The sequence below is a fragment of the Bartonella sp. CL63NXGY genome, assembly GCF_042194905.1.
Taxonomy (GTDB): Bacteria; Pseudomonadota; Alphaproteobacteria; order Rhizobiales; family Rhizobiaceae; genus Bartonella.
On the sequence record NZ_JBHINK010000004.1, the window covers coordinates 78,787 to 102,206 of the forward strand.

Below are 23,420 nucleotides of genomic sequence, written 5' to 3' on the forward strand. Positions count from 1 at the left end.
CACGTCACGCTTTTTGTACGCAACGGAAGAATTTACGTTTTTAAATGATTCCCCTCGCGCATATACCACTCTTGAATTGGCCCCTTCTATCAAGAAATTAACGTATTGTTAACCTTTTTATGATCTTCATAAGAAATAAATGTACTATAGTAGATGTTAAAAAGAGTAAAAATTAAATAAATCAACATCTTATAGAAAAGTCATTTCATAATATAAAGTGTGAATAAGTGGTGATTTTAGCAACTTGTTTTGCGAATCATGTAATGCAGTGGGTATTAAAAAATCAACCTATTATAGATTGAGAAAATTAGAAACCACATGTGCTGCCAACGCAGGTACAATCCTATCGTAATCTTAAAGCTCTTTTTTGTTGGACAGGAGACAGCATAGCATCGCTCTATTTCAAAACAGCTGATAGAAAATGACAGGTTATAGAATCAACAAAAAACTTCAAAAAGAATAAAAACAAGAAAGATTCTTAAATTTTTTATAGCCTATTGATATTAATTTAAATTTGGTGAGCGCGCAGGGATTCGAACCCTGGACCTACTGATTAAAAGTCAGTTGCTCTACCAGCTGAGCTACGCGCTCTCATACAAGCTATCTAGTTTGCACACTATCTAATTTGTAGAAAGTGAAGGGAACATACGGTTGACTTTCCATTTGGTCAACACCTTTTGGAGAAAAATATTATTATTTTCTTCAATTATCAATAATTTTTCGTTTTCACCCCTTTACTTCATCATTGTATAAGTACTCTTTAATCTTATTTTTGAAGTTTCAATAAAGGAAAAATTTCACTGCAAAATATTGCATAGATTCGAAGCGTTAAAATTATGAGAAATTACCCCCTTCCCCTCACATGGGTTGTTGAGCATAATGGGTAGAGAAGAAAAAATACCTTTTATTATAATATTATTTTTTATATCTTTATATCTTAGTGTTCAATTTTCAAATATAAATACAGATTTATAAGATAATATATTGATTTATAATAATTTATCATTTTTATCACTTGAGTGATAAGTCTCAAATACTGTAAGCTTATCTCATTTCAAATCTTTTTTATATTGAAACAATAAAAAGCATTTTCTTGACCAATATAAGTGAGAGAATAAAACTATAAAAAAGAAATGAAAATACCTTTTATGCCTCCTTTCAATAATCAAAATTTATCGTAACATTAGGGTTCATGAAAATAGTATATAGCAGTTGACACGTTAGACCTGAAAATGGAACAATGAGCAACAATGGCATTTTGAGAGTATAATTTTATTTATGCATAATGAATATATAACGAAAGCCAGTTTATCCTATAGAATAAAGTAGATATGAAGCAAAAATTTAGTCTCATTGAAAATATCTCGAATGACTATAAATTGTGTTCACTATTAGAGCTGTAGATAATTTTACTAAGAATAAAAAAGCAGAAATAATATGCAGTATGTAAAATGATTTTAAATACCCATAGAGAGTTCTAAATATATAGAATACCTTCTATTTAACTTTTTTATATCAGAAATTACAAAACATGTAGATATATTTTTAGAAGAAAAGGATAATACTGGTCATAAAATTTGGTGTTAGATAATTCAGTCAGAACTATAAAGTATTTTATACATTATTTAATATTAATGTAGCTATATAGTATATAAATAATAATTTAAATATATCTATAAATAAACATATTTATTTATTAAACGATAAGATAAAAAATAAAGAAAATAATTTTGATTTGGCGATAAAAATTGTAAAAGTTTTATATATACATGTATTTTTACTTTAATAATTTTTATTATTTTGATTGGAATATTGAATGCTAACATGTAAACAGTATGAGCTACTCTTATTTATTCATAACCATATAAAAGAAACTGGTGTTCCTCCTTCTTTTGAAGAAATGAAAAATGCATTAGAACTTTCTTCAAAGTCTGGTATTCATAAGCTCATTATAGCCTTAGAACAAAGAGGTTTTATACGTCGTTTGCCCAATCGTGCTCGTGCTGTGGAGGTAATTCGACTTCCTGAGAAAATAACATTTAACCTTTCTTTAGCACGTAAAATTTCTCCCAGTATAATAGAAAGAAATAAAAGGGAAATATCAAAAAGCTTGAGTCCCTTTGATGAAGAAGAAAAAAAAAATATCACCATTCCTATTATGGGACGTATTTCTGCAAGCGTACCCGCCTCTGCTATACTGCAGCAAATAAACAGCCTTTCTCTTCCACTCGATATGGTTAATACAGGTGAGCACTACGCATTAGAAGTTAAAGATGATTCTATGATGGAGGCTGGTATCTTTGATAAAGATACGATCATTGTGAAACGTCAAAATACAGCAATAACAGGTGAAATTATTGTTGCGTTTATTGATAAAAAAGAAGCAACATTAAAACGTTATCGACGCAAAGGAGCTTCTATTGCATTAGAAGCTGCAAATCCTCATTATGAAGTACGGACATACGAATCTGAGCGTGTAGAAATACAAGGCAAACTTACCGGACTTATTCGCAAATATTAAAAAATAAACCTTATAGTACGCGATATATATCGCAATAAGAAGCTGTTGAGTATTTTTTTATTGTGCCACACGCAATTGACTTCTTCTCCACAGCCAAAGGATGCCCCCAATTCGGTTTATAAACAATCCAGATCCTTATCGAGCGGATTTCACTTTCCCTTCCCTCCATTGTTCTTCACTTATGTCAAGGCTTGGCAAGTAAGCTTTAAAATATTCACCACGTACTTTGAAAAGAACTTGAATGCTTTTAAGAAAGCAGCCTTATATCCTCGTCCTCAATGATGGAATTTTACGATATAATAAAACAAAATTGTATGCATGCATAAAAACACATAAAATTTTGTAGAAAAAAATCAAATAACTTTGTAACAGACTGTATTGCATAGGTATAAAAATAAAGAACATTATTTTTAAGTTAATAAAAACGTAACTGAATCATTCATAGTAATTGTAGGATCATCATGGTAGCACCTCGTATTAGTTTTGTCTCCCTCGGATGCCCAAAAGCACTCGTAGATTCTGAGCGAATTATTACACGCCTTCGCTCTGAAGGGTATGAAATTTCACGTCAACATCAAGGAGCTGATGTCGTTATTGTGAATACCTGTGGTTTTCTTGACTCGGCAAGGAAAGAATCATTAGCCAATATTGATGAAGCTCTTAAAAAAAATGGAAAAGTTATTGTAACAGGGTGTCTTGGTGCTGATCCTGATGCTATTCGCCAAACATATCCTAATGTATTGGCTATTACAAGACCGCAAGCTTATGAAAGCGTTATAGAAGCTGTTCATACAGCAATTCCTCCAATTCATGATCCTTTTCTTGATTTAGTTCCTCCCCAAGGTATTCGTTTAACACCTCGCCATTACGCCTACTTAAAGATTTCTGAAGGATGCTCTAACCAGTGTAGTTTTTGTATCATCCCTACTCTGCGTGGTAATCTCACTTCACGTCCCATCAGCGATGTTCTTCGTGAAGCTGAAAAACTCGTGCAAGCGGGTGTAAAAGAACTTTTGGTTATTTCACAAGATACGAGTGCTTATGGTGTTGATCTTAAATATCTCGAAAATTCTTGGAAAGATCGTACAATCAAAACGAAATTCTTTGATCTTTGTCGCGAACTAGGCGATATGGGTATTTGGATACGTATGCATTACGTTTATCCTTATCCCCATGTTGATGAAGTTATCGAACTTATGGCTGCAAAAAAAATTCTTCCTTATCTGGATATTCCTTTTCAGCATGCATCACCGGCTGTTTTGCGTCACATGAAGCGTCCCGCACTTATGGAAAAAACAAACCGTAGAATTGAAAAATGGCGGAAAATCTGTCCAGATCTTACTTTGCGATCAACATTTATTGTTGGTTTTCCTGGTGAAACGAATGAAGATTTTAATATACTTCTAGAATGGCTAGAAGAAGCAAAAATTGAACGCGCTGGGTGCTTTAAATATGAAGAAGTAAAAGGAGCTGCCGCAAATGATTTGGGATTAGAAAATATTCCTGAAGAGGTAAAAGAAAACCGCTGGCATCGTTTTATGGCAAAACAACAACAAATTTCTACACATCTTTTAAAGAAAAAAATTGGAAAAAGACTCCAAGTTCTTATTGATGAAAGTCAAGGAAAAGTTGCCAAAGGACGTAGTCAGTACGATGCTCCAGAAATAGATGGTGTTGTCCATATATCATCACGACGCCCACTGCGTGTTGGTGAATTTGTCACCGTTAAAATCGAACAATCGGATGCCTATGACCTTTATGGTATAGCCGTTTAAAAATTTAACTCCTTCTCTGTCCTCAATGATGAAGATTTCTATCAGCATTGGTTTATAAAAGGTCGGCTACTCACAATCGAACTTGATCACTTATGTAACTCACTTCATGAGAATTTACGAGCAATTCTTTCCCTGAGTGTTGCTATACACTCCCAAAATATCAAGCAGTTATATATTCTCTTAATTTAATGCCTTAAATGACGGTGACGGCGGCGCAACAGAATAAAATAAAATCCACAAGGTTCACCATTTTTAATTAACAAAAGAGAAAATCAACAACCGTACTATTTTCCTATTTTTGATATTGCGACAGTCATTGGTTAGTGAAAGGAAAATTTTTTCAAGAGAGTTTGATGCACACGAGAATTTCCTTTGTGATATGCAGGCAGATGTTTTTTATAGATGCAATATAAGAGAATTTGAAACAAAACAATCTGACGGTATTTAAATTAAAAAACAATAAATTATCATTATAAATAAGTATCTTATCTTAAACTCTTTGAACTTATTTTTTTAAATATCTAATTTTTATTAACACGTTTTAAAATCAAAGAATTTCTTATCAAGCAAATGACTTGGGCGTACATTTGTTAAAGCGCGAATCATCGTATCTTTACGTCCTGGCATTTGTCTTTCTATATTTTTCAGCATTTCTTTCATGGCATTACGTTGTAAACCATCTTGACTACCGCAAAGATTACAAGGAATAATCGGAAATTGCATTGCTTGAGAAAATTTTTCCATATCTTCCTCAGCAGCATAAACAAGAGGACGTAACACAAAAAGATCTCCTTCATCATTTTTAAGTTTTCCAGGCATGGCAGCTAATCGGCCACCGTGAAACAAATTCATAAAAAATGTTTCTAAAACATCATCACGATGATGACCTAAAACTAATGCAGAACATCCCTCTTCACGTGCAATACGATAGAGATTACCACGTCGTAATCGAGAACAAAGTGAACAATATGTCTGCGACTCTGCCAATTTATCTGTAACAATGGAATAAGTATCCTGATATTCAATACGATATGGAATTTTATAAGAACTTAAAAAGTCTGGAAGAATATGCTTAGGGAATCCTGGTTGCCCTTGATCAAGATTACAGGCAAGAATTTCAACGGATAAAAGACCTCGCCACTTTAAGTCTAAAAGAAGCGCTAATAAACCATAAGAGTCTTTTCCACCCGATAAAGCAACAAGCCATTTTTCTCCTGTAGAGAGCATAGAAAAATCATCCAAAGCTTGTCGCATATGACGTAAAAGTCGTTTGCGTAATTTATTAAATTCTACGCTTGAAGGAGCAACACGAAACATTGGATGACAATTATCTGCTTCGCTTATTAAAGGATCACCTCTCCCTTCGTTTTCTTCTATTACTTGATATTCAACTGGAACATCATTCATAATACCATATCCTGCATAAGTAACAGCTCGTTTTGCAAAGATAAAAAAATATTAAAGCAAGCTTACATTTATGTTTTTTGAATTTATAAATTAGATACACAAAAAAGAAATGGAACTATACAAATTTATGACTATAAAACATAGCAATAAACTTAATATAGAACCATTTACAAAAAGAACTTATTAACTTCAAATATTGTAAGAATAACACAATATTTTGAAGTTATCATACTAGAAGAGAGAAACAATTTCTCTTACAGAAAAATTATCGAGAATAAAATTCAACAACCAAATTAGGTTCCATTTGCACAGCATAAGGAACATCTGCAAAAGCAGGAATACGCGTAAAGGTTGCTTTCATCTGTTTATGATCTGCTTCAATATAATCAGGGACATCACGTTCTGCCAATTGCACTGATTCTAAAACTAAAATAAGTTGTTTCGATTTTTCCCGAACCTCAATAACATCACCTGGTTTACAACGATAAGATTGAATGTTTGTGCGCCGCCCATTGACATTAACATGACCGTGATTGATAAATTGGCGAGAAGCAAAAATCGTAGGTACGAATTTTGCACGATAAACAACAGCATCCAAACGTGATTCTAACAGACCGATAAGATTTTCGCCAGTATCGCCCCGTCGACGAGCAGCCTCTTCATAGGTTTTATGAAATTGTTTTTCTGAAATATCTCCATAAAACCCTTTCAATTTCTGTTTAGCGCGCAACTGCACCCCATAGTCAGAAAGTTTTCCTTTACGACGCTGTCCATGCTGACCTGGACCATAATCACGACGATTGACAGGAGATTTTGGACGCCCCCAAATATTTTCTCCCATACGACGGTCAATTTTATACTTTGTTGTTTCGCGTTTACTCATCGCATTTCCTTATAAAATAAAACACGAGATCTTAAGATCCCAAGGAAACGCGCCCTCCTCTGCCTTTAAATACTAAAGACTGACAGAATACCTTAACATATCAATATGCAAAGTTATCCACGGGACACGTCAATTAATGCTATTTTCTTGAAAAAATAGCCAGATCATCATTATTGGTCTCGTAACCCAAAGTCAACTCCTTTCATGAGTTTTAAGCCAAATCCTTTAAACAAATTCTCCGTTAAAGAAGTGATATTTTTCGATGTCAACAACGCAAAATCTTGATATTTCTTTATATATTGATGGTGTATTTCTCCCGACAATGGTAATAAAGATCTGATATGTTTGGCGATCGCTTTCGCCGGATCAATCCACTCAACGGACCATAAAGCATGTTCACGAAAGAAATTAATCAAAAAAGGATAATGTGTGCAGGCTAAAACAATAACATCCGTATATTGTCCATTTTTTTCCACAAAACATGGCAGGATTTCTTTTCTTAACTCTTCTGAATCGATAGATTTTCCCCGTAAATAATCTTCAGCAAGTCCAGCCAGCTTTTTACTTCCCACAAGCTGAACATGACACTGTCCAGCAAAAGAGTTAATTAATTCATTTGTATAAGCACGTTTAACTGTTCCAGGAGTCGCTAATACGGAAATAAAACCAGATTTTGTTTGTTCTGCAGCTGATTTAATTGCAGGAACCGTTCCTACAAAAGGGACATGAGGAAAATTCTGTCGTAAATCTGCTATCATCAGTGTAGAAACAGTGTTGCAAGCAATCACACATAAAGCTGGATTGTAGCGTGTCAAAAGATTTGTAAAAATCTTCAAAATACGCTCTTTCAAAATATTTTCTTTCCAATTTCCATAAGGAAATCCTGCATCATCAGCAACATAGATAAATTGCATTTCAGGAATAAGAATACGCGCTTCCCTAAACACTGTTAAACCACCAATACCGCTATCAAAAAAAAGAACAGGTCGTTCATCCATTAGTTTTCACACTTATTTTTAATTTTTTTACGATCACGTTCTTCAGGTGCTCTACTCCCCCGTGGATACTGTGGCGAAAAATGATCCAAAGAAGATATAATGCCTCGCAATAAACGAACCTCAGGTTCACTAAAGTTAGCGCGCGTAAAAACAGAGCGCAAATTTGCAAGCATTACTTCTTTGCGTTCTGGGGGTCTAAAATACCCACGGATATTCAAAGCCTCTTCTAACTGAGATAAAAAACCATGAAATATTGTTTTATTTGCAGGTTCCATCTCTGCGGCACGAAATGCCGTATCGCTGACATTCTCTAAACCAGTTTTCATCCATTCGTAAGACATTAAAAGAACCGCTTGCGCAATATTAAGTGACGCAAAAGCAGGATTAACTGGAAAAGTAATAATTTCATCAACAAGGCTGATTTCATCATTTTCTAGTCCCCATCTCTCTCTTCCAAAGGCAATACCTGTCTTATGTCCGATACTTTCACGCTGACGTAATACGCTTGCTGCTTCGACAGCACTTTTTACAGTTTTAAATCCACATCTTTCACGTGCTGTTGTGGCAAAAACATAGTGTAAATCTGCAATTGAATCACGCAATGTATTAAAAATCACAGCGTTGTTAATGACATGATCAGCTTTACTTGCAGCAGCTCTAGCTTTTTCATTTGGAAACATTTCTCGAGGTTTGACTAATCGAAGCTTAGAAAGCCCAAAATTCGCCATTGCCCTTGCGACCATACCAATGTTTTCAGGAAGCTGCGGTTCAACTAAAATAATAATGGGACCATTTGTTAAATTTTCACGATTCTTATTCGTTCCTGCCATCAATCTTACCTAGTTTCACTTAAACTATCTCCCTCTCCACTATTTTTTACGAAACCTTTTTCACAATACTCTAATGCTGTTTAATAATAAATTATAGACAATGTTATCTTTTCATTCAAAGATAATAGTTTCTAAACCTAATAATAAATTTTAAAAGCCATTAAAGTGAACGATATCGTAGCGTTTTTTACATCAATTTTATCTACTTTTAATAGGAAACAGCCCCTGCAAATCATAATCTCAGTTGAATTATGAAATCATAAATCCTAAAAAGGGATATGCACTTTATTCCCAAACTTTTTCCTGCAAAGCTTATCCGTCGTTATAAACGTTTCCTTGCAGATGTTCAACAAGATGATCAGCATGTCCTCACCGTGTCTGTACCTAATACAGGATCAATGCTTGGATTAACAGCTTTCAACTCCAATATTTGGCTTTCTTATCATAACGACATCAAACGAAAATATGCCTATCAATTAGAAATTATTGAAGCCGATAATACTTTGGTTGGCATTAATACTTCTTTACCCAATAAGCTTGCGTTAGAGGCAATTCAAAACGGATTACTACCAGAATTAAGTGGATATAAAACAATTTTAAAAGAACAACGCTATGGGACACAATCACGAATTGACTTTCTTTTACAAGATGACATTCTTCCTGATTGTTACCTAGAAGTCAAAAATGTTCATTTTATTCGTCAGAAAGGATTAGCAGAATTTCCTGATAGCGAAACAAAACGTGGTGCACGTCACCTTGATGAGCTCATAGGAGTTGTACAACAAGGAAAACGAGCTGCTATGCTTTATATTATTCAACGAGAAGATTGCACAGCTTTTACAATTTGTCATGATCTTGATCCACTCTATGGACGTAAGTTTGATTTAGCATTAAAATCAGGGGTAGAATGTTATGCTGTAAAGTGTCATGTAAGTGTAGAAGGCATTTTTCCGATTCAGAGAGTAAAAATAGAAAATAGAAGAAACAATGACTGAGTATATCGAATATAATAAAATCCCTTTAAAATTTAATGGAAAAATCCGCATTTTCGATGATTATGCTTTTGCTAAAATGCGTGAAGTTGGTCGTATTGCTGCAGAATGCCTTGATGCGCTTACGGATATTATTAAGCCGGGCGTTACTACGCAAGAAATTGATGATTTTGTATTCGTTTTTGGTGCTAAGCGAGGAGCACTTCCTGCTGATCTAAATTATCATGGATACAGCCATTCATGCTGTACATCTATCAATCACGTTGTCTGCCATGGCATTCCCAATAAAAGACCTTTGCAAGAAGGTGATATTGTAAATGTTGATGTAACCTTTATCCTTGATGGTTGGCATGGGGATTCAAGCCGAATGTATCCTGTTGGAAAAATTAGGCGTGCAGCAGAACGCTTGCTAAAAATAACCTATGAAAGTCTTATGAAAGGAATCGCTGTCGTTAAGCCTGGAGCAACGACAGGTGATATCGGGGCAGCCATTCAACAGTATGCAGAATCTGAACGCTGTTCAATTGTGAGAGACTTTTGCGGACATGGTATCGGCCAGCTTTTTCATGATGCTCCTAATATCCTCCATTATGGAGCCTCTGGAGAAGGAGTCGAATTAAAACAAGGTATGATGTTTACAATTGAGCCTATGATTAACCTTGGTAAACCACAAGTTAAGATTTTATCTGACGGTTGGACTGCTGTTACCCGTGACCGTTCTCTGACAGCACAATATGAACATACAATTGGTGTGACAAATGAAGGATATGAAATATTTACGCAATCTCCTAAAAATATTTTTTATATTCCAAATTCGCATACCTAACGCAACGTAGAGATGTTATGGCTAAAAAATTAAATCAAAAGGAAGGTACTCAAAGTAATCACTTTGCATTAACATCGAGTTCTCCACTCACCCCAGTATCAGAAAGAAAAAGTGAAGAGCCTCAGAAAAACGCACAGCTTCATAAACATTATCAAGGACATCGTGAACGTCTTCGGAAGCGCTATTTAAAGTCAAAAGGAAATGCAATTGAAGATTATGAGTATCTTGAATTATTGCTTTTTCGCACAATACCCCGTGCAAACACAAAACCCATAGCTAAAAATTTGATAGCGCGTTTTGGTTCATTAGCTGATGTATTGGGAGCGGATATTCACCGACTTCAAGAAATTCCAGGATGTGGTCCCGCCACTGCAATTGATTTAAAAATTATTTCAGATGTTGCTGGACGTCTTGCTCGTGCGCAATTGTTTAAACGCGATATTTTTTCATCATGGGATAAAGTTTTAGCTTATTGTAAAGCTGTTATGGCTCACGAAACACGTGAACAATTTCGTATTTTATTTCTTGATAAGAAAAACGGCTTGCTTGCTGATGAGGTGCAACAAACTGGAACCATTGATCATACCCCTGTTTATCCTCGTGAAGTTATTTCTCGCGCTTTAGAGTTATCCGCCTCAGGACTTATCTTAGTCCACAATCACCCTTCTGGCGATTCCACCCCCTCTGATGCAGATATAACAATGACATATAGATTAAAAGATGCAGCAAATGCATTAGGCATTATTATCCATGACCATCTTATTATTGCACGAAATAACCATACGAGCTTTAAAGCGTTAAAACTTATATAAATCTTATGGGATAAAAAGACTTCATTCAACTATGAATAACAAATCAATTTTCTAAATCAATATCTAATATAGCCATTGAAAAATTATAGGAGAGCTCTTCTTCATCTTCATCTCGATAGATAATGCCTAAAAACTCATCTCCCATATAAACCTCACAAGAATCACTCTTTTTAGGCCGTGCTCTGACTTGCAATGCTGAGTTTTGGAATATATTTTTAAAATAATGATCAAGTTTTTTTATTTCATCAGCATTCACTATGCTCTCCTGTTTTTTGAGACGATTAAAATAATTGCGTGTCGCGCAAATAAGACACTCTTATGATTCTGTAAAGTCAGTAAAAAAGCATAATCTGAATATTTACTTAATGTTACATATATTTACAACGTTCTTTATAAATTCATAAAGAACGTTTACAAAAAGAGTCTATCATTATTAAATATACCCGTATAGATTAAAAAATGGCAAAAAAACTGTATATTTTTAATAATTTTACTTTATCTCCAATTTTAGCATCTGTATTTAGAATGCATATTTGTAAGAATAAATTGATCAATAATTTATAATTTTGTTCCTTTTATAAAAAATGTAAATAACAATATTTTTTTATTTAAAACTACATTTTTTAGCAAAAAATATTTATTATATCATTCAAAAATAATTCTTTTTAATAACTTTTAAAGTATAATTATCTAATCTTAGAAGAGTTACATCTCTGAAAAATATACAAAATAAGCTAATAAGAGTTTATTTTTCTTTTCATTCTTTATAAAAACTTATGTCACAAAAGAAAGATTTTTAAATAAGCTTTTTTAATTTATACGAGATAAAAATATTGGGTATTTCTGTAAATTCTAAAAGCTATGAAGAATTCTTATTTTATAGGATAACGAGAAAGAAAATCGATAACACCTTTTTTATAAACTTTATCGCCTACAGCAAGCATATGATCTCGATCAGGAATTGATATAGCTTCACCACAAGGCAACAAGGCTGCCAATGGCTCTGCAGCACCGCCAATTTCATCTAATGAACCAACAGCAACAAGTGCTGGTTGTTTGATTTTGTAAACTTCAGACGCCGTTAACTCCTGTTTTGATGTAATGATACAAGCAGCAAGAGCACGTCTATCGCTTTTCGTTTGATCTGCAAATTTACGGAACATTAAACCGCGTGCATTGGTAATGGTGGAAATATCTTCTGCTAAAAGGGCCTCAGCAACGGGCTCCCAATTTCCTGCTCCCGTCACCATACCAATACCTAAACCACCAAAAATAACACTGTGTACATATGTTGGATGCAAAAGAGCCATAAAAGCACTAATACGAGCCCCCATAGAATATCCCATAACATGAGCTTTAGATAACTCTAAATGCTGTAGTAACTTTACAGCGTCGCCAGCCATAGCTTGAGGTGTATAAAAGACAGGATCATAACTTTTAACTGAATCTCCGTGACCGCGATTATCAAGAGCAATAACACGATATCCTGCTTCAGTGAGAATACGAAACCAACCCGTTGCATACCAATTCACCCGTGCAGAAGATCCAAAACCATGGATCAACAAAATAGGCGCGCCCTGCCCTTCTTCTCGATAAGCAAATCGCAAACCATTATATTCAAAAAAACGAATATCTTCAGCGGTCATTTTTTATTGCACTTTCCACAAAGTACAGGATGAATAACACGTTGCCCTTTTTGTATCTTTTTTTCAGAAACTTCACCAGCGTTAATCTCAAGTGCAAAAGCTGCAGGAACTTCTGATGAAATGGTCTTTGTTGAAAATGGAGAAGTATTTTCAACAATCGATACAATAACTCCCTCAGAGTTTAAAAAAATCATATCTAAGGGTAAAGGGGTATTTGCCATCCACATAAAAATTTTCTGTTCATCTCCCGATTGGGAACTTTTTAGCTGCTTAAAGAGCATTGCACGATCGCGTGGAAAATCAGTTCGATACATTAAACCAGCTGCTGCTTGAGATGGCGTAAAAGCAATCTCTACCTTATAAAAAACCGGACCTTTCTTTGTATGTATTTCTAAAGGAATCGGATGCACAGGAATCTCTATGGGCTCCTTTGCTACAACAACACGCATATCTAGCATAAAAAGCATCACCAATAAAGCAATATGCCCCTTTTTAAAAGGCTTTAACATTCTTGTCTCCACCACAGAAAAATTTTAAATTTTGTTTATAAAATAAAAAGTACCAGAGTTTAAAAGTCAAAAAACAAGAGAATTGCTTCCTTGTTATTTTCTAGTTTCTTTCAACGTAATATGCACAATTTCCTTCATTTGGTTTATAGATTCACGAGAGCTATATTTTCTTTAAAAATCTACTTCTATAGCAATTTATGAAACAATCACCTTTAAAAATACAGGAAACATACTGATTTCACTCGTGAAATTTAATGCATAGCTAAAGGAATGCCTATATCCGGATAAATCTCTGCTGTCATTAAACCTTTTTCTCCTTTACCAAAACGTACAAGAACAACTTGACCGGAACGAAGCTCTGCTAAACCAAAACGGCGCAATGTTTCCATATGAATAAAAATATCTTCTGTTCCTTGCCCACGGCTAAGAAAACCGTATCCTTTGTCACGATTAAACCATTTAACAATTGCTCGTTCTAGTCCACTTTCTGGAGTAACAACAACATGGGTACGGGCTGGAACTTCTGATGGATGAATTGCTGAAGAACAATCTATGGATTTCACCTGAACGCACTTTAATCCTCGTTCAGTTTTTTCCACAGCACAAATGACTTTAGCTCCCTCCAAAGCTGTTTGAAAACCATCCCTTCGCATTACTGTAACATGCAATAATATATCGGGGAAATGAGGTAAATCAGGTACAATAAATCCATACCCCTTACTACCATCAAACCACTTAATGACACCACTGATTTCGATAATCTCCCCACAAGCACCTATACTATCCTCGGATGGGGAACAATCCTTTAATGCATCCTTACTCGTCATAATAACGTGATCCTGTAGCTTATAAATTGTACGATATTGATTCTCTAGGTTTAAGTAAACATTGCTCTTGTATCAACACGCAAGCCCCAAGATAAGATTTCCCCACATTGTCGTATCTTCTATGTTCATGTCAGAGAATATCAACATGAATATTTATAAAACTATTTGATTGTACACTTTACATACCTTACAAGAAGTGCCCTACAAAAGAGGTCATATAAAAGTTTTTTTACATAATGATATTTTGATTAATGTGTAACTTGCATGATGAAGAAGTTCAATATAAGGTGAAAAAACGACAATTCAATTAAGGAAAATGCGCAATGCAATTGAAGAAAATCCTTACGATAATCGCAGCATTTATGGCATTTACAGCAAATGTTTATGCGAGTGAACCTATTAAGATTGGTGTTTATCTTCCATTAAGTGGTCAAAATGCATTTGGAGGTCAGCTTGAAATTAGAGGTATAGAATTAGCCCATAAAAAAGTTCCAGAAATTTTAGGACGTAAAGTAGAACTTGTTATTATTGATAATAAGTCTGATAAAGTAGAAGCGGCTAATGCTGTTATGCGTTTAACAGCAAGTGAAAAAGTGAGTGGAATCATTGGTAGCTATGGTTCTTCGCTCTCGTTAGCAGGTGGTGAAATATCTGAAAAGGCAAAGACTCCAACCATTGCAACGTCCTCAACAAGTCCCCTTGTTACACAGGGTAAAAAATATTACTTTCGTGCTTGCTTTATTGATTCCTATCAAGGAGTAGGAATCGCAACTTATGTAAGCCAAACTTTACACGCAAAAAAAGCTGCTATCCTTAAAGATATTTCAAGCGATTATGCTATTGGTCTTGCAAGTTATTTTACGCGTGCTTTCAAAAAATTAGGTGGTGAAGTTATCTCAAATTTAAATTATAATTCTGGAGATCAGGACTTTTCAGCTGTTCTCACGCAAATTATCGCCCAGAAACCTGATATCTTATTCATTCCATCTTACTTTTCTGAAGGTGCTATCATCATGAAACAAGCACGAGAATTAGGGGCTAAGTTTCAAATTATGGGTGGAGATGCTATGGATAATCCAGAAACCATTACGATTGCAGGAAAAGCTGCAGAAGGTTTCTTACATACGACACTTCCCTATAGTGAGGATATGCCAAATATGTCAGTAGCTGCGCAAGAATTCACAAAAGAATGGAAAAAAGCTTACCCTGACAAAGAACCAAATATCAATTCTGTTTTGGGATACACGAGTTATATGATGTTCATGAAGGCTATTGAAAATGCTGGTAGCACTGATCGTGAAAAAATTACTATCGCACTTAGCCAATTAAAAGATTTTCCTACCCCCTTTGGGGATATGTCAATGGATAAAAATCATAATCCTAAAATTCCTATTGGTATCATTAAAATACAGGATGGAAAACGTGTTTATTTAGAAGAAGTTAAACCTGTTTTTTAATTAAAAAGTTGTACTTATTAAAATGCAAGAATTGGTTGAGGATCTTTTTCTCAACCAAAAACTTAGAAATTTCTTATTGTCCTATGTAAATTAACAAATGTGGAAGGATGAGAGATGAGCACTGAAATGTTCATCCAGTACTTTTTTAATGCACTGGCATTGGGATCTCTTTATGGGCTTATTGCTATTGGCTACACCATGGTCTACGGTATACTGAGACTCATTAATTTTGCTCACGGTGATATCTTTATGCTGGGAGCATATTTTGTTTTCTTTTCCACAATTGGCTTTATGCCTGCTTGGGCAGCTTTTCTTCTTTTGTTCCTTGCTGCTCTTGTTTATTATTCGGTCTTTATAGGCTTTAAAAGGCGTCCTCCAATTTATTGGATTGCTATTTTTTTAATTCTTGCGCTAGGATTTGTTTATTATTTTAAAATCTTCCCACAAGATTTTACACCGATTTGGGTTTTAGCTCTTTGTTTTTCCATTTTTATTACAAGTGCTGTGGGTGTTGCTGTTGATCAATTTGCTTATAAACCTCTACGCCATGCTCCGCGCATTTCGGCACTTATCGGTGCAATCGGTGTTTCTTTTTTTATTGAAAATCTTGCTACTGTACTCTTTAGTGGTGTGCCGAAAGGTGTACAACAGCCAGATTTTCTTGTAACACCATTTTTATGGCATCTAGGATCAGGAGCAGATGGTATCATCAGAATTGCTCCCATGTCTTTGATCGTTCCCTTTGTGTCATTAATTCTTATTTTATTACTATTATGGATTATCCATAAAACAAAACCGGGTCTTGCTATGCGCGCAATCTCCCATGATATTGAAACAACACGTTTGATGGGTGTGTCTGTCAATAAAGTTATTGCGTTTACATTTGGAATAGGCTCAGCTCTTGCCGCCATAGCAGGCATTATGTGGTCTTTACGTTATCCTCAAATTCAGCCTTATATGGGTGTTCTTCCTGGTCTCAAAGCATTTATCGCTGCTGTTATCGGAGGTATTGGTTCGATACCAGGTGCAATGTTGGGAGGATTGTTATTAGGGTTTATTGAAATTATGATTATCGCATTTTTTCCCGCGCTATCTGGATATCGAGATGCCTTCGCTTTCATTTTATTGATTCTGATTTTATTGATATTGCCCACAGGATTAATGGGTAAAAGAAGTCAGGAGAAAATCTAATGGCGAAATCAGCGACAACTGTTTTATCGTGTATAAGTATTTTCGTTTTTATAGGTTTTTTATTTTATGCTGATAGCCATTTTAATGACTATACGCTTCGTATCATAAATCTGATTGCTATTAATGCGATATTGGCAATTTCGCTTAATTTGATTTACGGTTTCACAGGTATGTTTTCTCTTGGACATGCTGGATTTATGGCTATTGGTGCTTATGTTTGCGCAATTTTACTTCTTTCCCCTGAACAAAAAGAAATGATGTGGATTCTTGATCCTATTGCTGAACCATTATACCATTTACAGTTACCTTTTTTTATCGCTGTTGTTGTAAGTGGTTTGTGTGCTGCAGTTGTAGGTTTATTGATTGCTTTACCAATATTGCGTCTTGGTGGTGATTATCTTGGAATTGCAACATTAGGTTTTGCAGAAATTATTCGCATTGTCATTACGAACGCAACATCGCTCACAAATGGCTCTTTGGGAATCAAAGGAATACCTCAAAATGCAACATTATGGTGGAACTACGGTTGGCTAGCATTTACTGTTCTCTTTATTGTCCTCTTACTGCAAAGCAATACTGGTAACGTATTACGTGCTATCCGTGATGATGAAATAGCTGCGAAAACTATGGGAATTAACGCTTTTTTCTACCGTAGTTTTTCTTTTACTGTTGGAGCGTTTTTTGCAGGTATAGGTGGCGCATTAATGGCGGCTCTTATTTCAACCATTGATCCAAAAATGTTTAATTTTCTTTTGACTTTTAATATTTTGATGATTGTTGTTGCTGGTGGTCTCGGTTCAATTACAGGGAGCATTATTGGCAGCATTATTATTACAGTAATGCTTGAATGGCTTCGTATTATTGAAAGTCCATTTGACTTAGGTTTTATACATATTCCAGAAACCCCAGGACTTCGTATGGTTGTTTTTTCTCTTTTATTGCTGGTAATTATCTTGTTTTGGAGAAAAGGGTTAATGGGACAACGAGAATTCTCATGGAATGGAATTTATAGCTTTTTGACACGCAAAAAGCTTTCTAATACTGAGGGAAAGCTATGAACGACAACATCCTTTCACTCAATAATATTGTAATGCGTTTTGGCGGATTAGTTGCTGTAAATAATGTTAATATGGCAATTAAACGAGGAAGTATTACTGGGTTAATTGGTCCCAATGGTGCTGGAAAAACAACAGTTTTCAATATGATTTCTGGATTTTATGCTCCTACAAGCGGCATCATTCTTTTTGATGAGAAAAAAATTTCTGGAGCGTCTCCTTATATTATCTGTAGAAGCCATATTGCCAGAACATTTCAAAATATTCGTCTTTTTTCAGGGTTAACGGTTTTGCAGAATGTTATGGTAGGAGCGCATGTTCGACAAAAATATCCTTGGTTTTCTTCAGCTCTATTTTTTTCAAAAGCAATGAAAGAAAAGAAGGAAGTTTATAAAAATTCCTTGGAGCTCCTTGAACAGCTACAACTTGATCACCTTGCCAATCAATCGGCAACAGCTTTACCTTATGGTGTGCAACGACGTCTAGAAATTGCACGCGCGTTAGCCACAAAGCCCAAATTGCTTCTTCTTGATGAACCTGTTGCTGGCATGAATCCACAAGAAAGTGAAGATCTTAGAAAATTCATCGCAAAAGTGCAAAAAGACTTTGATCTTACAATTCTTCTTATTGAGCACGATATGAAAGTGGTTATGGGGCTTTGCCAACATATTTTGGTTATGGAATATGGCTGTTGCATTGCCAATGGTACACCAGATGAAATTCGTAATAACCCTAAAGTTATTGAAGCTTATCTTGGCGGAGATGTTTATGGATATTCTTAAAATAAAAAATCTTTACGTTCATTATGGCGCCATTAAAGCTGTCCAAAATCTTTCTATGTCCATAAAGCGGGGCAGTATTGTCACTTTAATTGGAGCCAATGGTGCAGGAAAAAGCAGTATTGTACGTTCTATTACAGGACTTAATCGCTCTGTTTATGGAGAAATTACCTATAATGGCAAATCTATTATTAAAAAATCACCAGAAGAGATTTTGCGATTAGGGATTGCTCTAAGTCCTGAAGGACGACGTATCATGCCCCATCTCACTGTTTTAGAGAATCTTCATCTAGGTGCTTATATTCGTCACGATAAGCAGGGAATTTCCCGTGATATTGAATGGATATTTGACCTTTTTCCGCGCCTACGTGAAAGAGCAAAACAGTTGGGAGGAACAATGTCAGGTGGTGAACAACAGATGGTTGCTGTGGGCCGTGCACTCATGAGCAATCCTGATATGGTCATATTAGATGAACCCTCGTTGGGGTTAGCGCCACTTCTCGTTCGAGAAATTTTTTCTATTATTCGAAAAATTAATGATATGGGAAAAACTGTTCTTCTTATTGAACAAAATGCATTTGCTGCACTTTCCATAGCTGACTATGCTTATATTTTAGAGGTAGGACATATTTTATTTCACGGTGAAGGAAAAACTATGCTCTCTGATTCGCGTGTTAAAGAAGCCTATCTTGGTGGATAAAGACTACGAATTAAGGAAATAGAGCTCATTCCCTCCACCTTCTAAAAAAGCATTTCTCATTAAGGATGAGAAATGCTCCTTTGTGAATTTTGACTATTACATCCACCATTTTTCTGCACTGAATATTCCTGCTTCTTGTTCAATAATATGCGCTATCTGAAAAATGACTTCTTCAGAAAAAGGTTTACCAATCAATTGCAATCCTAGAGGTAAACCATTTGATGACAGACCAGCAGGAACAGAAATTCCTGGTAAACCAGCCATATTGACTGGTACCGTAAAAATATCATTAAGATACATTGCTACAGCATCATTTTTTATTTTTTCATCAGCAATACCAAAAGCAGGTGTTGGTGTTGCTGGTGTCAAAATAGCATCAATGCCTGAAGCAAAACATTGATCAAAATCACGTTTTACGAGTGTTCTTACTTTTTGAGCTCTTAGATAACAGGCATCATAATAACCAGATGAAAGGACATAAGTCCCAACCAAAATACGCCGCTTAACTTCATTACCAAAACCAACAGAACGTGTATTTTCATACATCTCAATGATGTCTTTTCCAGGCATGCGCAAACCAAAACGCACACCATCATAACGCGCTAAATTAGAAGAAGCTTCTGCAGGAGCTATAATGTAATAAGAAGGTAGAGCATATTTTGTATGAGGCAAAGAAATATCCTTAATCTCAGCACCTGCTTCTTTTAACCAATTTATTCCTTTTTGCCAAAGCTCAATAATTTCTGGAGACATTCCATCCACATGATATTCTTTTGGAATACCTATTTTCATTCCTTTGATTGATTGACCAAGATAACTTTCATAATCAGGAACTGGTAAATTGACGGAAGTAGAATCTTTTTCATCAAAAGAGGCCATTGATCTGAGTAAGATAGCACAATCACGAACATCTCTGGCAACAGGTCCAGCTTGATCAAGAGATGAAGCAAACGCGACAACGCCCCATCGCGAACAACGTCCATAAGTTGGCTTTATTCCTACAGTTCCAGTAAAAGCTGCTGGTTGACGTATTGAGCCACCTGTATCTGTTGCTGTTGCCCCAGCACAAATTTGTGCAGCAACAGCGGCAGAAGATCCTCCCGATGAACCACCGGGTACGAGTTTTTCATTCGAGCCTTTTTTTCTCCATGGACTAATAACGGGGCCATAATATGATGTTTCGTTGGATGAGCCCATAGCAAACTCATCCATATTAAGTTTTCCTAACATCACAGCACCGTCTTGCCATAAATTAGCTGTGACAGTTGATTCATAGTGCGGTTTAAAACCATCAAGGATATGTGAACAGGCTTGAGTATGAACACCATAGGTTGCAAAAAGATCTTTAATCCCCAAGGGGATTCCTTCTAAAAGCCCTCCCTGCCCTTTCGCTAAGCGACTGTCTGATTCAGCAGCCATTTTCATTGCCTGTTCTGCTGTTATTGTTACATAAGCATTCAAAATTGGATTAGCTAATTCTATTGCTTGTAAATAAGCTTCCGTTAATTCTGTTGCTTTGAGATTCTTCTTTGTTAAAGCATCACGAGCTTGCGCAATTGTGAGGGTTGTTAAATCAGTCATATTGGTTCTCAAATTTCAAAAATATAAAAAATTACTCAACAATTTTTGAGACAAGAAAAAAATTTTCTTCTGTAACAGGAGCATTGGCTACAATATCTGCTGCTTTATCACCATCTGTAACACTATCTTCACGCATTCGTAGAGTCATCGGCATCACAGATGTTAATGGCTCAATTCCACTGACATCAACTTCATTCAATTGTTCTACAAAACCTAAAATAGCATTGAATTTTTTTGTCACAGGTTCTATCTCATCATCGTGGAGGGCAATCCTTGCTAAATGTGCTATCCGCTTGACTGTCTCTTGATCAACAGACATACTCTTTACGCCTTTCTGCTTTTTTGTTTATTTATTGATCTTTATTCTGGCTATACAAGGCTGCACTTGTAAGTGCAAGAATATTAGATAACATGAATAAAGAATATAACTATAGATCTGAAACATTAAAAAACGTATTATACCCTTATGACTGTTATTAATATAGATGAAGTTATAACACATCTTTTGCCTAAACAAACAATAGCAGGCTTAGATTTAGGGACAAAAACTATCGGAATTGCCATTTCTGATATGGGGCTGACTGTTTCAAATCCACGTCCTGTACTACAGCGAAAAAAATTTACAGAAGATGCTTACACACTTATTAAAATTTTTGACCGTGAAAATGTAGGCGTTATTATCATTGGCTTACCTCTTAACATGAACGGAAGCAGTGGCTCTCGTGTTCAAGCAACCAGAGCTTTTGTGAGCAATATGAAAGCTTATACAAAAATTCCATTTGTTTTTTGGGACGAACGTTTATCAACAATTGCTGCGGAACGGTCTCTTTTAGAAATGAATGTATCGCGCGCTAAAAGAGCAAGCCGTATTGATTCGGCAGCCGCCGCTTTTATATTGCAAGGTGCTCTCAATAGAATTCAACACTTTCATCATATGGAAGGATAGAGGACATTGAGCAAATGCCCTGCATTATATCGTGCAATGAGCATCCCGTAAGAAGATCTCCATTGTCCCCCAAGGCGGCTTTCCATATAGGCATTTGCAACATGTTCTATGTCTGTAGAACGTAATGCTGCTGCTGCTGCAGCATAAGCTACCTGTTCAACAAAAAACCTTCCTGCACCTTCATTTGCTGATGCCATATCACCTGCTGACTTAATGATTTCAATTGCTCTGGGTCCCGCTGGTCCAATATCAAGAGCAATTTTTTCCAACAATTTCTGAAACAATCCCGGTGCTTTTTCAGCAATAAGAATGGCATCCTTTACCAATTGATTAGCAGAACTATTTCTCACAATTCGCGCAGGCCCATTATGCAACATTTGTGATAATGGATTATTCTCTATAAAACTTTCAATACCAAGTTGTGCAATAATTTCACCAATAATAGGCACAACCAATTGACTTACATGATAAGCAATAATAGGTGTCATAATACGGGCAAAAGCTGCTTCAGAACGGTCATTTGCTGCATTGTCAAATGCTCTCGCTAAACGCAAAACCAATGCTTGTGAGGCAGCTATATCTAATGCAATATCTGCAAAAATACGTTCTGTCAGTGGAGGTAACGGCTGATTGGGCATTTTTTTCCGGAAAAAATCTATACCAAATTGAAGAGCCGCTCGTAAAACACCTGCCGATATGACAGATTGATCGAAACGCATCATCGTCTCGATATCTTTAATAACTTTAAGCCCTTCTCCAGCATTTCCCAAAAGCCAGCCATAACTGCCTTGGAAATCGACAACCCCCTCTGGTGTTAAAAGTTCTCCAGAACGCTGAATTAAATGACGAATCGATATAGATCCATTTAATGCGCCATTTTCTTGTATGCGTGGAATAAAAAAACAACTTAAATGACCATTTAAATCTGCACTAACAAGATATCCGTCAGCGGTAGGATTAATAACATTGGTTTTTACAACATTTAAACGATATAGATCACGTTCCATACTTTCATCGAAAGAAATTTTCTTAACACTTGGAAAATTGAAAGCGTATTTTTCAATATCGTCAAATGCACAAGTTAGAGAAGCAGCTTTTTTATGATGAATAGGCTTTGATGAAGAATCATATTGGCGTGATAAAAGTACATTTTGCCATTTTTTGAAGAGCTCAATATCACTAATTAAAACAGCAATAGCTGCACTCGTTATGATAACTTCATTCAAATGTCCTGTTTCTAAACCAGCAGATAAAGCTAAACGAATCGCACGCGCTTGATAGCGTACTCCATTTTCTGAACTCGCATTTTCCCAAAGTGAGGTAACCAAACCTGCTTGTCTAGAATATTGTTGAAGAGCTTGATAGGAAGAATGGATCTCTAATTTTTCCGTTGGTTGCCCCCATTCATCATTATAGCGTAATAAAGGCTTATAATGATTCGCTAAGCAAGAAAGTTTCCATGCTTCTCGACTCGCGGCAAAATCCCCTATTTCTTCAAAACTTGCTAACAAAAACTTAGGCAAAGTAGAAGCAATACGAAACATAAGCGTATCACTAAGAAATGTATTTTTTCGACGAGTATTTTGCGCAGATACAGCACTCATAGGTATATTCCTACATTCAAATCATTCATATCATAGACTATTTGTCTTTTTAGAGTTAAGAAACATTTATCATATTCAAAC

21 protein-coding genes, 1 tRNA gene and 2 pseudogenes are annotated in these 23,420 nt (G+C 35.6%); 12 read left to right on the forward strand and 12 right to left on the reverse strand.

Features of this window, described 5'->3' with window-relative positions; genetic code table 11:
• Positions 1-235: 235 nt before the first annotated feature.
• Positions 236-425, forward strand: a pseudogene (locus tag ACFIK0_RS03445) (hypothetical protein); the annotation flags it as partial.
• 90 nt (positions 426-515) lie between these two features.
• Here ACFIK0_RS03445 and ACFIK0_RS03450 read toward each other — a convergent pair.
• Positions 516-591: transfer RNA gene (locus ACFIK0_RS03450), tRNA-Lys, on the reverse strand.
• A 1,225-nt stretch (positions 592-1,816) separates the two neighbouring features.
• Between ACFIK0_RS03450 and lexA the strand changes: the two genes are divergently transcribed.
• A complete protein-coding gene (lexA, locus tag ACFIK0_RS03455; protein WP_273791042.1) occupies positions 1,817-2,521 on the forward strand; it encodes a transcriptional repressor LexA in 705 nt (234 codons plus the stop codon).
• A gap of 461 nt (positions 2,522-2,982) precedes the next feature.
• Positions 2,983-4,296, forward strand: a complete 1,314-nt coding sequence (rimO, locus tag ACFIK0_RS03460; protein ID WP_375657786.1) for a 30S ribosomal protein S12 methylthiotransferase RimO — start codon at positions 2,983-2,985, stop codon at positions 4,294-4,296.
• Positions 4,297-4,827: 531 nt separating this feature from the next.
• Here rimO and ttcA read toward each other — a convergent pair.
• The 4 genes and pseudogenes from ttcA to ACFIK0_RS03480 all read right to left on the reverse strand — a co-directional run bounded on the left by ttcA (position 4,828) and on the right by ACFIK0_RS03480 (position 8,414).
• Positions 4,828-5,703, reverse strand: coding sequence for a tRNA 2-thiocytidine(32) synthetase TtcA (ttcA, locus tag ACFIK0_RS03465; protein ID WP_375663491.1), 876 nt, complete (start codon positions 5,701-5,703; stop codon positions 4,828-4,830).
• Between the two features lie 265 nt (positions 5,704-5,968).
• On the reverse strand, positions 5,969-6,586 hold the full coding sequence (rpsD, locus tag ACFIK0_RS03470; RefSeq protein WP_375663492.1) for a 30S ribosomal protein S4: 618 nt from the start codon (positions 6,584-6,586) through the stop codon (positions 5,969-5,971).
• 170 nt (positions 6,587-6,756) lie between these two features.
• On the reverse strand, positions 6,757-7,584 hold the full coding sequence (gene murI, locus ACFIK0_RS03475) for a glutamate racemase (protein ID WP_273791039.1): 828 nt from the start codon (positions 7,582-7,584) through the stop codon (positions 6,757-6,759).
• Positions 7,577-8,414 (reverse strand): annotated as a pseudogene (locus tag ACFIK0_RS03480) (RNA methyltransferase). Before ACFIK0_RS03480 ends, murI begins: the two are co-directional and overlap by 8 nt.
• Positions 8,415-8,692: 278 nt before the next feature.
• Here ACFIK0_RS03480 and sfsA point away from each other — a divergent pair.
• From sfsA to radC, 3 genes are read left to right on the forward strand one after another with little or no spacing between them, the layout of a single operon-like run.
• Entirely contained in the window at positions 8,693-9,409 is a 717-nt protein-coding gene (gene sfsA, locus ACFIK0_RS03485) for a DNA/RNA nuclease SfsA (RefSeq protein ID WP_273791037.1), read from the forward strand.
• Positions 9,402-10,232 (forward strand): type I methionyl aminopeptidase, encoded by an 831-nt coding sequence (gene map / locus ACFIK0_RS03490; RefSeq protein ID WP_375663493.1) that lies wholly within the window; start codon positions 9,402-9,404, stop codon positions 10,230-10,232. The genes sfsA and map overlap by 8 nt, the downstream gene beginning before the upstream one ends.
• 17 nt (positions 10,233-10,249) lie before the next feature.
• A complete protein-coding gene (gene radC, locus ACFIK0_RS03495; protein WP_273791035.1) occupies positions 10,250-11,044 on the forward strand; it encodes a DNA repair protein RadC in 795 nt (264 codons plus the stop codon).
• 43 nt (positions 11,045-11,087) lie between these two features.
• Here radC and ACFIK0_RS03500 read toward each other — a convergent pair whose 3' ends face one another.
• The 4 genes from ACFIK0_RS03500 to ACFIK0_RS03515 form a co-directional block, all read right to left on the reverse strand.
• Complete coding sequence (locus ACFIK0_RS03500; RefSeq protein ID WP_375659991.1) at positions 11,088-11,300, reverse strand: DUF3126 family protein; 213 nt, start codon at positions 11,298-11,300, stop codon at positions 11,088-11,090.
• A 616-nt stretch (positions 11,301-11,916) separates the two neighbouring features.
• A complete protein-coding gene (locus tag ACFIK0_RS03505) occupies positions 11,917-12,690 on the reverse strand; it encodes an alpha/beta fold hydrolase (protein WP_273791033.1) in 774 nt (257 codons plus the stop codon).
• A complete protein-coding gene (locus tag ACFIK0_RS03510; protein ID WP_375663494.1) occupies positions 12,687-13,199 on the reverse strand; it encodes a DUF192 domain-containing protein in 513 nt (170 codons plus the stop codon). Before ACFIK0_RS03510 ends, ACFIK0_RS03505 begins: the two co-directional genes overlap by 4 nt.
• Before the next feature lie 251 nt (positions 13,200-13,450).
• The gene (locus ACFIK0_RS03515) at positions 13,451-14,026 is read right to left on the reverse strand and encodes a cold-shock protein (RefSeq protein ID WP_375663495.1); all 576 of its coding nucleotides are present in this window, start codon (positions 14,024-14,026) and stop codon (positions 13,451-13,453) included.
• Between the two features lie 323 nt (positions 14,027-14,349).
• Here ACFIK0_RS03515 and ACFIK0_RS03520 point away from each other — a divergent pair, with 323 nt between their 5' ends.
• The 5 genes from ACFIK0_RS03520 (at position 14,350) to ACFIK0_RS03540 (ending at position 19,208) form a co-directional block, all read left to right on the forward strand.
• Positions 14,350-15,483 carry an ABC transporter substrate-binding protein gene (locus ACFIK0_RS03520; RefSeq protein WP_375663496.1) on the forward strand — a complete coding sequence of 378 codons (1,134 nt, stop codon included), beginning with the start codon at positions 14,350-14,352 and terminating at the stop codon, positions 15,481-15,483.
• A 114-nt stretch (positions 15,484-15,597) separates the two neighbouring features.
• Positions 15,598-16,674: a branched-chain amino acid ABC transporter permease gene (locus tag ACFIK0_RS03525; protein WP_375663497.1), complete on the forward strand. Its 1,077-nt coding sequence runs from the start codon at positions 15,598-15,600 to the stop codon at positions 16,672-16,674.
• Positions 16,674-17,732, forward strand: a complete 1,059-nt coding sequence (locus tag ACFIK0_RS03530; protein ID WP_273791028.1) for a branched-chain amino acid ABC transporter permease — start codon at positions 16,674-16,676, stop codon at positions 17,730-17,732. The genes ACFIK0_RS03525 and ACFIK0_RS03530 overlap by 1 nt, the downstream gene beginning before the upstream one ends.
• Positions 17,729-18,511, forward strand: coding sequence for an ABC transporter ATP-binding protein (locus ACFIK0_RS03535; RefSeq protein ID WP_273791027.1), 783 nt, complete (start codon positions 17,729-17,731; stop codon positions 18,509-18,511). The genes ACFIK0_RS03530 and ACFIK0_RS03535 overlap by 4 nt, the downstream gene beginning before the upstream one ends.
• Positions 18,498-19,208, forward strand: a complete 711-nt coding sequence (locus ACFIK0_RS03540; protein ID WP_273791026.1) for an ABC transporter ATP-binding protein — start codon at positions 18,498-18,500, stop codon at positions 19,206-19,208. The genes ACFIK0_RS03535 and ACFIK0_RS03540 overlap by 14 nt, the downstream gene beginning before the upstream one ends.
• Before the next feature lie 96 nt (positions 19,209-19,304).
• Here the strand turns inward: ACFIK0_RS03540 and gatA are convergent, their stop codons facing one another.
• Complete coding sequence (gatA, locus tag ACFIK0_RS03545; protein ID WP_375663498.1) at positions 19,305-20,789, reverse strand: Asp-tRNA(Asn)/Glu-tRNA(Gln) amidotransferase subunit GatA; 1,485 nt, start codon at positions 20,787-20,789, stop codon at positions 19,305-19,307.
• 31 nt (positions 20,790-20,820) lie between these two features.
• Positions 20,821-21,108, reverse strand: a complete 288-nt coding sequence (gene gatC / locus ACFIK0_RS03550; protein ID WP_273791024.1) for an Asp-tRNA(Asn)/Glu-tRNA(Gln) amidotransferase subunit GatC — start codon at positions 21,106-21,108, stop codon at positions 20,821-20,823.
• Between the two features lie 147 nt (positions 21,109-21,255).
• On the opposite strand from gatC, the gene ruvX reads away from it, so the two are divergent.
• Positions 21,256-21,735, forward strand: coding sequence for a Holliday junction resolvase RuvX (gene ruvX, locus ACFIK0_RS03555; protein WP_375625758.1), 480 nt, complete (start codon positions 21,256-21,258; stop codon positions 21,733-21,735).
• On the opposite strand, the gene ACFIK0_RS03560 is transcribed toward ruvX, so the two are convergent.
• Positions 21,720-23,339 carry an acyl-CoA dehydrogenase family protein gene (locus ACFIK0_RS03560; RefSeq protein WP_375663499.1) on the reverse strand — a complete coding sequence of 540 codons (1,620 nt, stop codon included), beginning with the start codon at positions 23,337-23,339 and terminating at the stop codon, positions 21,720-21,722. The genes ruvX and ACFIK0_RS03560 overlap by 16 nt on opposite strands.
• Positions 23,340-23,420: the final 81 nt, after the last annotated feature.

Coding starts and splice junctions, on each gene's coding strand:
- lexA (WP_273791042.1), top strand. CDS start 1,817: ATGCTAACATGTAAACAGTATGAGCTACTCTTATTTATTCATAACCAT.
- rimO (WP_375657786.1), top strand. CDS start 2,983: ATGGTAGCACCTCGTATTAGTTTTGTCTCCCTCGGATGCCCAAAAGCA.
- ttcA (WP_375663491.1), bottom strand. CDS start 5,703: ATGAATGATGTTCCAGTTGAATATCAAGTAATAGAAGAAAACGAAGGG.
- rpsD (WP_375663492.1), bottom strand. CDS start 6,586: ATGAGTAAACGCGAAACAACAAAGTATAAAATTGACCGTCGTATGGGA.
- murI (WP_273791039.1), bottom strand. CDS start 7,584: ATGGATGAACGACCTGTTCTTTTTTTTGATAGCGGTATTGGTGGTTTA.
- sfsA (WP_273791037.1), top strand. CDS start 8,693: ATGCACTTTATTCCCAAACTTTTTCCTGCAAAGCTTATCCGTCGTTAT.
- map (WP_375663493.1), top strand. CDS start 9,402: ATGACTGAGTATATCGAATATAATAAAATCCCTTTAAAATTTAATGGA.
- radC (WP_273791035.1), top strand. CDS start 10,250: ATGGCTAAAAAATTAAATCAAAAGGAAGGTACTCAAAGTAATCACTTT.
- ACFIK0_RS03505 (WP_273791033.1), bottom strand. CDS start 12,690: ATGACCGCTGAAGATATTCGTTTTTTTGAATATAATGGTTTGCGATTT.
- ACFIK0_RS03510 (WP_375663494.1), bottom strand. CDS start 13,199: ATGTTAAAGCCTTTTAAAAAGGGGCATATTGCTTTATTGGTGATGCTT.
- ACFIK0_RS03515 (WP_375663495.1), bottom strand. CDS start 14,026: ATGACGAGTAAGGATGCATTAAAGGATTGTTCCCCATCCGAGGATAGT.
- ACFIK0_RS03520 (WP_375663496.1), top strand. CDS start 14,350: ATGCAATTGAAGAAAATCCTTACGATAATCGCAGCATTTATGGCATTT.
- ACFIK0_RS03525 (WP_375663497.1), top strand. CDS start 15,598: ATGAGCACTGAAATGTTCATCCAGTACTTTTTTAATGCACTGGCATTG.
- ACFIK0_RS03530 (WP_273791028.1), top strand. CDS start 16,674: ATGGCGAAATCAGCGACAACTGTTTTATCGTGTATAAGTATTTTCGTT.
- ACFIK0_RS03535 (WP_273791027.1), top strand. CDS start 17,729: ATGAACGACAACATCCTTTCACTCAATAATATTGTAATGCGTTTTGGC.
- ACFIK0_RS03540 (WP_273791026.1), top strand. CDS start 18,498: ATGGATATTCTTAAAATAAAAAATCTTTACGTTCATTATGGCGCCATT.
- gatA (WP_375663498.1), bottom strand. CDS start 20,789: ATGACTGATTTAACAACCCTCACAATTGCGCAAGCTCGTGATGCTTTA.
- gatC (WP_273791024.1), bottom strand. CDS start 21,108: ATGTCTGTTGATCAAGAGACAGTCAAGCGGATAGCACATTTAGCAAGG.
- ruvX (WP_375625758.1), top strand. CDS start 21,256: ATGACTGTTATTAATATAGATGAAGTTATAACACATCTTTTGCCTAAA.
- ACFIK0_RS03560 (WP_375663499.1), bottom strand. CDS start 23,339: ATGAGTGCTGTATCTGCGCAAAATACTCGTCGAAAAAATACATTTCTT.